The organism is Geobacter anodireducens (assembly GCA_001628815.1).
Lineage (GTDB): Bacteria > Desulfobacterota > Desulfuromonadia > Geobacterales > Geobacteraceae > Geobacter > Geobacter anodireducens.
Genome location: CP014963.1, coordinates 758,101 through 768,545, shown reverse-complemented (window position 1 = coordinate 768,545; position 10,445 = coordinate 758,101). Strand labels below are relative to the sequence as shown.

Here is a 10,445-nt window from a genome sequence, read left to right as displayed (position 1 = left end):
AAAAAGGGGTTGCATAATCGGCCCAGATGGAGAGAATAGCCCTGCCGCGCCGGACGCTACTGGCGCGCAGCAGAGAGGTTCCCGTGACGCCCGACACCCTGCTTCCCCTCCTCGCCGTTCTCCCGCCCCTGGCCTACGGGCTCCTGGCCCTCGCCTGCGCCCGGGTCTGGTTCGGCCGGCAGCGTCCCCGGCCGGGGCACACCCCGCCGGTGACCATCCTCAAGCCGGTGAAGGGGACGGACGCGGAGAGCTTCGAGAACTTCGCCTCCTTCTGCCGCCAGGAGTACGGCGGGCAGTGGCAGATGCTCTTTGCCTGCGCCTCGGCCGACGACCCGGTCATTCCGGTGATCCGTCGCCTCATGGCCGAGTTTCCGGACCGTGACATCGATCTGGTGGTGGACGGCACCATCCATGGCCCCAACTACAAGGTCTCCAACCTGATCAACGCCTTCCCCCGGGCAAGGCACGACATCCTCATCGTCTGCGACAGCGACATCCGCGTCTCCCCCGCCTACCTGGGGGAGGTGATCGCGCCGTTCGCCGACCCGGCGGTGGGGCTCGTCACCTCCCTGTACCGGAGCCCCGGCGTGCGGGGCGCCGCCACGGCCCTGGAGGCCATGGGGTTCACGGTGGAGATGGTGCCGAACGTCATGGTCGCCCAGCGGCTGGAAGGACTCTCCTTCGCCCTGGGCGCCTCCATGGCGGTGCGGCGGGCGGCCCTGGAGTCCATCGGCGGATTCCCGGCCCTGGTCCACTACCTGGCCGACGACTACCAGTTGGGCAACAAGATCCACCGGGCCGGCTGGCGGCTGGAGTTGTCGGACTGTTTCGTGGAGAGCGTCATGCACCGGGAGGACCTGTCCACGATCCTCTCCCGCCAGCTCCGCTGGTGCCGCACCATGCGGGTCTCGCGCCCCGGCGGCTACCTGGGCTCGGGCATCACCCAGCCCGTCCCCCTGGCCTGCCTGGCGCTCCTGGTGTCGGGCTGTTCCGCCACCGGCTGGGGGGCGGTGCTCCTCCTCTACCTGACCCGCGCCCTGGTAGCCCTCGCCTTCAGCCGCCGGTACCTGCGGGACGGCATCTTCCCCCGCTGGCTCTGGCTCCTCCCCCTGCGCGACGTCCTCTCCTTCGCCACCTGGGCCCTCTCCTTCGCCGGCAACCGGGTCCGCTGGCGCGGTCACCTCTTCCGGCTCCTGCCCGGGGGGAAGATCGTGGAGATCGGCTGAGACCTACACGTACACCATCTTCCGCGTCATGCCCCCGTCCACCACGAAATTGGCGCCGGTGACGAATCCCGCCTCGGGCGAGACCAGCCATGCCGCCAGGGATGCCACGTCCTCCGGCGTGCCGACCCGGCCGGCGGGGTGCTGGCTCCGATCCTCCTCCGAATGTGCCGCGGGCCGGCGACGGCTCGCCTTCTGCCATTCGCAGGTCTCGATCCAGCCGGGAGAGATGCAGTTCACCCGCACGCCGGGGCCGAGGGAGACGGCCAGGGCATGGGTGAGCGCCACCAGCCCCCCCTTGGAGGCGGCGTAGGCCTCGGTGTCGGGCTCGGACATGAGCGCCCTGGTGGAGGCAATGGTGACGATGCTGCCGCCGTGGCAGGCCAGGTGCGGGGCGGCATGTTTCGCGCAGAGAAAGGCGCCGGTCAGGTTGGTGGCGATCACCCGCTGCCATTCGTCCAGAGAGCAGTGCTCCAGGGGAACGCTCCGGAAGACGCCGGCATTGCAGACCAGGATGTCCAGCCTGCCGAAGCGCGACGCCGCCCGTTCCACGAGCATGCGCACATCATCCTCCCGGGCCACGTCCGCGGGAACGAACAGCACCCGGCCGAGCCCGGCGAACCCGGCGGCCGTTTCCTCCCCGGCCTCCCAATCGGTGTCGGCCATGATCACGGCACACCCCTTGTCCATCAGTGTCTTCACGACCGCCTTGCCGATACCCTGGGCTCCCCCGGTGACCACGGCAACCTTTCCCCTGAGCGGCATGACAACCTCCTCGCACTGGTATCCACGTTCCATCGCCTGACAAGTGTACCCCATTTTGGCCCTCTGTTTTTCCCCGATCTTCTGCTACCATTGACCGGGCGGCGGACCGGATGCCGCCGGAGGAAGAATAATGGGACGTCATCATTGCATCATCGCCGCGGCGCTTGCCGGGCATCTGGCCGCCGCCGCGGGCGCGGCCCATGCCTGGCACGACGAAACCCACCTGGCAGTCGCCCGGGCGGCCGGCTACCACAAGTGGTACAACGCGGCCGGGCCGGATATCGCCAAGCAGAAGGGGGGAAACATCGAGCAGCGCAACCACTACTGCAACCGGGGCGAGACGGTGACCGCCGGGACGGTCCTCGGCCAGATTGCCCGCTACAACGATCCCTCCGATGAAGAGGGCCATCTCTACGGCGCCATCATCGCCGCGCTCCGGGGATACGAGCGCGCCAGCCGCGAGGGGAAATACGCCGAATACCACCTGGCCTACGCGGCCCACTACCTGGCGGACCTTTCCATGCCCCTCCACAACACCCCCTACGACGACTTCAACCGGAAGCGCCACGAACGAAACGACGGCATCGTGGAGAAAACCGCGCTCCGGAACGTGGGGCGCATCCAGCGGCTCATGGCGCCGGTGGCCTTGGGCAGGGAGAGTTTCGAAGCGGACCTGGCCCGGGAGATTGCGCGGGTCGCCGAAGGCTCCCGCCGGCTGGCGGAACGGATGCGGCGGGAGAACCGAGACATGACCCCGGAGGAGGCCTATGGCCAGCTCGCCCAGAGCGCGGCCCTGCTGGAGGCAGTGCTTGACCGGGTTCAGCAGCCGGGGGATGGGCGATGACTGACGAGCGGCGATCCGAGCAGGTCGTGCCGGACCTTCTGGCGCGCCCCTACTGGATATTCGACATGGACGGCACCCTGACGGAGCCGGTGCACGACTTTGCCGCCATCCGGGCCGCCCTGGGGGTGCCGGAGGGATGCGACATCCTCGGCCACCTTGATGCTCTGCCCGAGGAGGAGTCGCGGCGCCTCCACAGAGCTCTGGACGAAATCGAGATCGAGTTGGCGGGCCGGGCCGAGGCGTCCGCCGGGGCCCGGCGCCTGGTGGAGGCCCTGGACCGGCGCGGTGTGCGCATGGGGATCGTAACCCGTAATACGCGGCAGGTGGCACTGCGGGTGCTGGAAAGCATCGGCGTGGGGGGGTACTTTCCCGCCGACCGGATCCTTGGACGCCATGACGCCCTTCCCAAACCCGAACCGGACGGCATCCTCCGCCTGACAGACTCCTGGGGGACCACCGGGCGGTCCGCGGTTATGGTGGGGGATTACCTCTTCGACCTCCAGTGCGGCCGGTCGGCGGGGGCGCTCACGGTGCACGTGGACCGGACGCGCGCGTTCCACTGGCCCCAGTTCACCGACCTGGCAGTGGCAAGCCTGGAAGAACTGGCCGAACTGGTGGAACGGGGCGTCAGCCGAGGGTGAACGAGAAGGTGGCCCCCCGGCCGATCTCGCTCTCGGCCCAGACCATGCCGCCGTGGCGCTCCACGATCCGGCGGACGATGGCCAGCCCCATGCCGGTGCCGGAGAACTCATCGGGGCCGTGGAGCCGCTCGAAGGAGCCGAACAGCCTGTGAACATAGCGCATATCGAAGCCGGCACCGTTATCGCGGACAAAATAGACGTTCTGCCCGTTGCGTGACTCCGCACCGAACTCGATCCTGGGCCGTTCGACCCGCGCCGTGAACTTCCAGGCATTGCCCAGGAGATTTTCGAGCAGAACCCTGAGCAGGCGCGGATCGCCGGAACCATTGATCCCGTCGGCAACCGCAAGGTCCACCTTCCGGTCCGGCTCCCGCTCGGCCAGATCGCGCGCCACCGCGCGTGCCAGCGCGCTCAGGCTGATGCTGCGCCGCTGGATGTCCTCCCGCGAGACGTGGGAGAGACTCAGGAGCCCATCCACCAGTTCACCCATGTTCACCGCGGCCCGACCGATGCGCGCCAGGCAGTGGCGGCCGGTGTCGTCGAGGCGGTCCCGGTAGTCGTCCTGGAGAATCCGCACGTAACCGGCGATATGCCGCAACGGCGCCCGCAGATCGTGGGAGACCGAGTGGCAGAACGACTCCAGGTCGGCGGTGCGCTCCCGGACCCGCGCTTCCAGGTCGGCGTTAAGCGGCGGATTTCCTCCTCGGCGGCCCGGCGGTCGGTGACGTCGTGCAGGAGCCAGACCTCGCCCGATTCGTACTGGTAGCCGAAAAATTCAATGTGGCGGATCGTGCCGTCCTTGCGCCTGAGCGGCATGATGCGGGGGAAGCGCATGCCCGCCGCGCGGTCCGCCTCATAGACGGCGCGGACCTCTGCGGCCTGCTCGCCGTGGAGGGTCGTGAACCACTTGTCCAGAGTGTCAAGTTCATGGCGGCGGTAGCCGGTTATCTCTTCCACGGCCCGGTTGACCAGGAGCCGGTTCTCCTCCCGGTGGGCAGCACCGGCCGGCAGGTGCTCCACCATGATCCGTAGCCGGTGCTCGCTGGTGCGCAGGGCCTTTTCCACCCGTTTCCGCTCGCTGATGTCCCGGGCAAAGCCGTAGACGATCTCGCGGCCGCTGACGTTCGCGTATTTGACGGACACCTCCTTGGGAATGTCGCGGCCGTCCCGTGTCCGGTGGAACGAATCCATGACGAACCCGCCCTGGAGCCTCACCGTCTCCCACATGGTGGGCCAGCGGCCGGGAGGGACCAGGGGGTCCACGTCGCTGATGCTCATGGCAAGGAGTTCCTCCCGGGAATAGCCGAGATTCCCGCATGCGGCCCGGTTGGCGTACACCAGGCGCCCCTGGCGGTCCACCCAGAAAATTTCGTCGGTGGCATCATCAACCACCGCCCCCATCAGGACGAGCTGTTCCTCACTCCGCTTGCGGGCGGTAATGTCGAAGATGGTCCCCACCATCCGGGCCGGGCGGCCGGCGTCATCGTGGTCCACGGCGGTCCCCCTCGCCTGGACCCACACGGTGGCGCCGTCACCCCGCAGGATGCGGTATTCCAGGGTGGCCGAGATGCGGCTCCCATCCATGAGCTCCCTGATGACCGGCACACATGCGGGCCGATCGTCAGGATGAACGATCGATTCGATAAATGCGCTGTTGAAAACGGTATGGCCCGAAGGGTAGCCGATAAGGGTGCGGTATCCCTCACTCAGCTCCAGCCGGTCCGCGCGCAGGTCCCAATCCCAGAAACCGTCGGTGGCGGTTTCAAGGATCAGGGCAAGGCGTTCGCAATTCATTCCGTGCTCCGAAAAAAGAGGTTTTACCACGTCTAAATAGCATAAGTTTGCAACTGTAAATTATTCGCGACAAGGCTGTAAACAGTTTTAATCTTTAAGGGTTATTTTCTTCTATCCAATGGACGCCTACTCACGGAGCGGCAAAATGGTGGTGACAGGACTGGGACAATGCTGCTGGGACACGCTGACCGAGGTGGGGGAGTTCCCCCTGCCCGACAGCAAGACGGAGACCCTCCGGTGGGAGGAACAGGGGGGTGGACCGGCGGCCACGGCCCTGGTGGCCTTGGCCCGGCTGGGCCTGCGGTGCCGCTTTGCCGGGGTGGTGGGGGACGATGCCGCGGGTACGCTGATCCGCAACGGACTCAGCCAGGAAGGAATCGATGTGTCCGGCCTGCTGACCCGGCCGGGAGCCGCCTCCCAGCGGGCCTTCATCATGGTCGAACGGACCGGCGGGCGGCGGACCATCGTCTGGCAGCGCCCCACCGGCGCTCCCCTGTCCCCTGCGGAACTTGAGGAGCAGTTCTGGTCCGGCAGCGCCTTCCTCCACCTGGACGGGCTCATGGAAGAGGCGTCCCTCCATGGGGCCCGGGAGGCCCGGCGCCGGGGAATTCCGATCATGGTGGACGCGGGCCGGATGCGCCCGGGGATGCGGGAGCTGGCGGGACTCTGCGATTACCTGGTGGCAGCGGAACAGTTCTTTCTCGACCTGGGCTGGAACGGGTCTGAGGAGCACTTCGCGCGGCTGGCCGACGGCCTCGGCCCGCCGGCGGTCACCGTCACCCGGGGCGACCGGGGAAGCCTCACCCGGCACGGCGGGACGACCTGCCACGTGCCGGCGTTTCCCGTTGCAGCCCTGGACACCACGGGTGCTGGCGATGTCTTTCACGGAGGCTACCTGTTCGGGCTCATCAAGGGATGGCCGTTGCGGGAGACGGTGGTCTTCGCATCGGCCGCCGCTGCCCTTTCATGCCTTCACCTGGGTGCCCAGCGGGGAGCGCCCCGGCTGGACGAGGTTAGTCGGTTCCTCGCCGACCGGGGCATTTCCGTGCCGTCTGCCTGAAGCGGGACACAACACCACATGAACGAGGTCAATCCATGAAACACCTCATGACGTACCCTGTCCTGATCCCTCTCGCCCTGATCCTGGGCATGGCCCCCTTCCTGCCGGAGCCGCACCTGGTCGAGAAGATCCGGATGCTGTCGGCCGGGACCCTGTCGCGTCCCATCGACATCTTCGATCTGTTCTGGCATGCCTGGCCCCTGGCGCTGCTGGGCTTCAAGGCTGGCCGGGACCTGGGCCGGCGTGTTTCGGGGAGGAGGGGACAATGAAAGGGAAAAGCTCGTCCGGCGCCACCCTTGTCTGGTCGTCTGAGCATGGCCGGATCTGTCCGGGCTGCGGCAAGCCGGTTGCAGCCTGCTCCTGCCGGAAAAAGGGCGCGGCACCGGCCGGAGACGGCATTGTGCGGGTCAGACGCGAAACAAAGGGGCGGGGCGGCAAGACGGTAACCGTGATCACGGGAGTTCCCCTGGACGAGGCGGGGGTCAGGGAGCTTGCCGGTGAGCTCAAGCGCCGCTGCGGCACCGGCGGCACCGTGAAGGAGGGGGGCATGGAGATCCAGGGCGATCATGCCGACCTCCTGGTAGCCGAGCTCACGCGGCGGGGGTTCACCGTCAAGCGGGCGGGAGGATGAAGGGACGGCCGCTCAGGCGCGGCGTTCCGCCACCACCAGATAGGGTGCGGCTGACGAACGGTTGCCCTGGCGGCAACGCCAGACATTGAAGCACGCCGGCGGCAGGGATGCGGCCCAGGCGTCCACGACCGCCTCCTCTTCCGGCCCGCCGGGATGACCGGTATAGACCGCCACCGTAACGATGCCGCCGGGCAGGAGCAACTCCGCCGCCTGGCCCAGGGCCGCCCCGGTGGTCGCCGGGGTGGTGATCGTGCCGTTCTCCGCGCCGGGCAGAAATCCCAGGTTGAACACCACGGCGGTCACCGGGCCGGGCACCAGTTCCGCCAGCCGCTCGTGACCGCCGTTGACCAGCTCCACCCGCGCCCCGCATCCGGCCGCTTCCAGCCGCTGCGCCGTGGCGGCCAGGGCCGCGTCCTGGATATCCAACGCCCAGACCCGCCCCACCGGCCCCACCAGCGCAGCGAGAAAGAGGGTATCATGGCCGTTGCCGCAGGTTGCGTCGACCACCCGGTCCCCCGGCTTCACCCGCTCGCGCAGGAAGAAGTGCGCCAGCGGGACCGCACCGCTGAGCCCCCTAGCCACTACGCTTCCCCACCAGAGTCAGCACCGCCGGCAACACCAGGATGAACGCGGTCTGGCAGGCCACCATGCCCAGGCTCATGACTGCCCCGATGCTGAAGACCCCCTGGTGGCGGGCCACCATGAGCGCGCCGAAGCTCGCCATGATGGTGAGTGTATTGTAGATGACGCCCAGGCCGGTGCTGCTCATGATGACCGAGGCGGCGTCCCCCTCTTCCCGGCGGAAGCGGTTGATGATGTATATCCCCGAGTCCACGGCAATGCCGAGGATGAGCGGCAGCACGATGATGTTGGCAGAGTTGAAGGGAATGCCGGCCAGCCACATGCCCCCCACCATGAGGAGCATCCCCACCACCAGCGGCACGAGCCCCACCAGGGTATAGACCAGGCTGCGGAAGGTAATGAACAGGATCAGTACGATTGCGCCGAAGGCATAGACGAACGCCCGCAGGTAGGCGTCGCGCATGATGGTCATGGATTCGTAGACCATGACCGGCTCGCCGTTGGCCCGGGGAGCCACGCTGCGCACCTGGTCCAGGAACCGCTTCAGGGGCTCGCGCTCGAAAATCTCCTGCCGGGGCGCCACCTGGAGCAGATAGGTGCCGTTTTTCCCCACGAAGCGTTCCCTGAGTTGCGGAGGCACGTCTGCCTCGGTTACCGGCCGGGCGGCGAGGCTTGCCGTGAGCTGCTGGATCTGTTCCGGGAACGAGGCGAGCATCCCCCCCTGGAAATCCCGGAGCATGCCGAGGGCATTGCGGTCCTTTTCCTTCTCAAGGGTGGCAAAGAACCGGTCAAGGGTGGCGAGGAAGGCCCCCACCCGGGCGGCCTCGGGTCTCTTTTCCGCGTCGAGCCGTCCCTTGAACCGCTCCACGGATGTGCGGAACTTCTCGAACACCGTGGGGAGTTCCATGACCCGCAGATCCTCCTCGTAGGGAACCGGTTTCACATCGGCCAGTTCTTCCCGCAGCGCGGCCAGTTCCCGGAGCTTGGCATCCTGATCGTCGGGAACGAACGTAAGGAGGCTCACCACGTGGTCGACCGTCGGCAACTGCTCCAGGCGGGCCGTGAGCATCCTGGCCTCGGCCGGCGTCGCAGCGGTCACTTCGGCGAAGTAGCCCGCGTTCTCCCTGCTCCTCATAAGCTTGTAGGCATACTCCACCGACTCGAGCCCCCGGGCCTGCAGGTTAAGGAGGTTGTAGTCGAAGCGGGTATCGGCCAGCGGATAGAGCGAAGCGAGGCAGAGCAAAACGGTGATCCCCACGATGATCCGCGGATGGCCGAAGAGAAACGCCTCCAGCCGCGCGAACCGGGGCGAGCGCCTCAGCAGGCTGGCGGCGCGCATCTCCCGCTCGGCCTCCCTCGTTTTGCGCAGCGGCACGAGAAGGACCAGGGCCGCGGGCAGGGTGGTGAAGGTGACGGCCACGCAGACCGCAATGCCGAGGGAGGCGATGATCCCCAGCTCCGCAATTCCCCGGAAATCGGTGAAGGTAAAGGTGAAAAACGCCGCGGCCGTGGTGGCGGCGGCCATGACAATGGCGAGCATGTTCCGGCCGAGCCCCGTGTTCACGGCATCCAGTTCAGCGGCGCCGAGCCCCAGCTCTTCCTGGTAGCGGAGCACTACCTGGATGCCGTACTCGATGCCGATGCCGATCAGCATGATCGCAAAGACCATGGAAAGGATGTTCAGGTGCCCGACCACCAGGGTCGCCACGCCGAAGGAGACGCAGATGGCCACCACCAGGGAAACCATGGCGGCCGCCACGTTCAACACCCCCCGGAAAGCCGCCAGCAGGAGGACCACGGTCAGGGCCAGTGAGAGACCCGTTGCCAGAGTGATGTCCCGCTCGCTGGTGGCCATCTCCTCGTACTCCAGGACCGGCGTGCCGGTGAGCCCCACGGTCACGCCGGCGAACTCGGGGAGGGCCTTGAGTTCCGCCACCCGGGCGCGGACCACGCGGATCGCCTCTTCGGCCGGAACGAAGCTTGCGACATCCCGCACCGGCCTGACCGTCACGATCTGCATCCGCTGGGCCCGGGCCAGTGCCGAGTCTCCCCCGAGGAAGACCTCTTCAAGGGAAAAAGAGCCTTTGCCGCCGCCAAAGGAGGCAATGCCGCCTCCCAGCTTGTCGAGCATGAAGACGAGTCCCGCCCGTTCCCGGTCGTGGCCGGCGGAAGAATCGGCCGCCGCCGTGTAAACGTCCATGCGTGTGGTAAGATGGGTAAAGAGGGTCTGGACCGACGGCGCCGCGGCGAGGTCCTTCAGCACCGGCTCGGCCAGGGCGAGGTTTTCGCGGAGCGACCGCAGCTCGTTCAGGGGAAGGAGCAGCAGGCCGTGCTCCCGGAAAAAGGGGAGGCCGTTGGGGTGAAAGACGTCACGGAAGCGCGTCCGGTCGGCCGAGAGGTCTGCGGCCAAGCGTTCGGCAAAGGCCGAGGCCCCGGCCTGATCGTCACTCTCGATGACCACGACGATCTCTTCCCGGTCGCCGAATTCCGCCCGGTTGGCGCGGTAATCCTGCTGGAACGGCGCGTTCTTCGGCATCAGGTCGTCGCGGCCGGTCAGGAAGCGCATCTCCTGCCAGGTGTAGAGCACCGAGAGCGCCGCCAGCAGGAGCGACACCCCGAGAACGAGGCGCGGATGGCGTGCGACGAAGCCAAAAAGCCCTGTAAAACGTTTTCTGTCGTTTGTGTGCTGCATGAACTCCTCCCCACATGCCAAAACCTCGGCACGATACCATAGCCCACCCGACGGGCGCAATCGTCTCGTGCCGTAGGGCCCGGGGCGGCAGCCTCGCCAGCACGGAGGCCAGTAAGCATTGAAAACGGTGTATTTTATGTTAAATCTGTGATATTAAACACCGATTGTTGTTGGCTGCCCACGGTTGGCGGGCCGATATCCAGATGCATTGCC

Annotated in this window: 9 protein-coding genes and 1 pseudogene; 6 read left to right on the top strand and 4 right to left on the bottom strand. The window is 67.0% G+C overall.

Annotation, left to right across the window (positions count from 1 at the left end):
* Positions 1-83: 83 nt before the first annotated feature.
* A complete protein-coding gene (locus A2G06_03645) occupies positions 84-1,226 on the top strand; it encodes a ceramide glucosyltransferase (GenBank protein ANA39609.1) in 1,143 nt (380 codons plus the stop codon).
* Positions 1,227-1,229: 3 nt separating this feature from the next.
* Here the strand turns inward: A2G06_03645 and A2G06_03640 are convergent, their stop codons facing one another.
* The gene (locus tag A2G06_03640) at positions 1,230-1,988 is read right to left on the bottom strand and encodes an oxidoreductase (GenBank protein ID ANA39608.1); all 759 of its coding nucleotides are present in this window, start codon (positions 1,986-1,988) and stop codon (positions 1,230-1,232) included.
* A 130-nt stretch (positions 1,989-2,118) separates the two neighbouring features.
* Between A2G06_03640 and A2G06_03635 the strand changes: the two genes are divergently transcribed.
* Positions 2,119-2,832 (top strand): hypothetical protein, encoded by a 714-nt coding sequence (locus A2G06_03635; protein ANA39607.1) that lies wholly within the window; start codon positions 2,119-2,121, stop codon positions 2,830-2,832.
* A complete protein-coding gene (locus A2G06_03630) occupies positions 2,829-3,473 on the top strand; it encodes an HAD family hydrolase (GenBank protein ID ANA39606.1) in 645 nt (214 codons plus the stop codon). Before A2G06_03635 ends, A2G06_03630 begins: the two co-directional genes overlap by 4 nt.
* On the opposite strand, the pseudogene A2G06_03625 reads toward A2G06_03630, so the two are convergent.
* A pseudogene (locus A2G06_03625) lies at positions 3,460-5,267 on the bottom strand (PAS domain-containing sensor histidine kinase). The gene A2G06_03630 and the pseudogene A2G06_03625 sit on opposite strands and share 14 nt — an antisense overlap.
* Positions 5,268-5,412: 145 nt before the next feature.
* Between A2G06_03625 and A2G06_03620 the strand changes: the two are divergent.
* Genes A2G06_03620 through A2G06_03610 form a run of 3 tightly spaced genes read left to right on the top strand, consistent with a single transcriptional unit; the run spans position 5,413 to position 6,958 of the window.
* On the top strand, positions 5,413-6,327 hold the full coding sequence (locus A2G06_03620) for a carbohydrate kinase (protein ANA39605.1): 915 nt from the start codon (positions 5,413-5,415) through the stop codon (positions 6,325-6,327).
* A gap of 35 nt (positions 6,328-6,362) precedes the next feature.
* Entirely contained in the window at positions 6,363-6,596 is a 234-nt protein-coding gene (locus A2G06_03615) for a hypothetical protein (GenBank protein ANA39604.1), read from the top strand.
* Entirely contained in the window at positions 6,593-6,958 is a 366-nt protein-coding gene (locus A2G06_03610) for a translation initiation factor SUI1 (GenBank protein ID ANA39603.1), read from the top strand. Before A2G06_03615 ends, A2G06_03610 begins: the two co-directional genes overlap by 4 nt.
* 12 nt (positions 6,959-6,970) lie before the next feature.
* Here the strand turns inward: A2G06_03610 and A2G06_03605 are convergent, their stop codons facing one another.
* Together A2G06_03605 and A2G06_03600 are read right to left on the bottom strand one after the other, a co-directional pair.
* The gene (locus tag A2G06_03605; protein ID ANA39602.1) at positions 6,971-7,540 is read right to left on the bottom strand and encodes an rRNA methyltransferase; all 570 of its coding nucleotides are present in this window, start codon (positions 7,538-7,540) and stop codon (positions 6,971-6,973) included.
* Entirely contained in the window at positions 7,533-10,232 is a 2,700-nt protein-coding gene (locus A2G06_03600) for a transporter (protein ID ANA39601.1), read from the bottom strand. The genes A2G06_03605 and A2G06_03600 overlap by 8 nt, the downstream gene beginning before the upstream one ends.
* Positions 10,233-10,445: the final 213 nt, after the last annotated feature.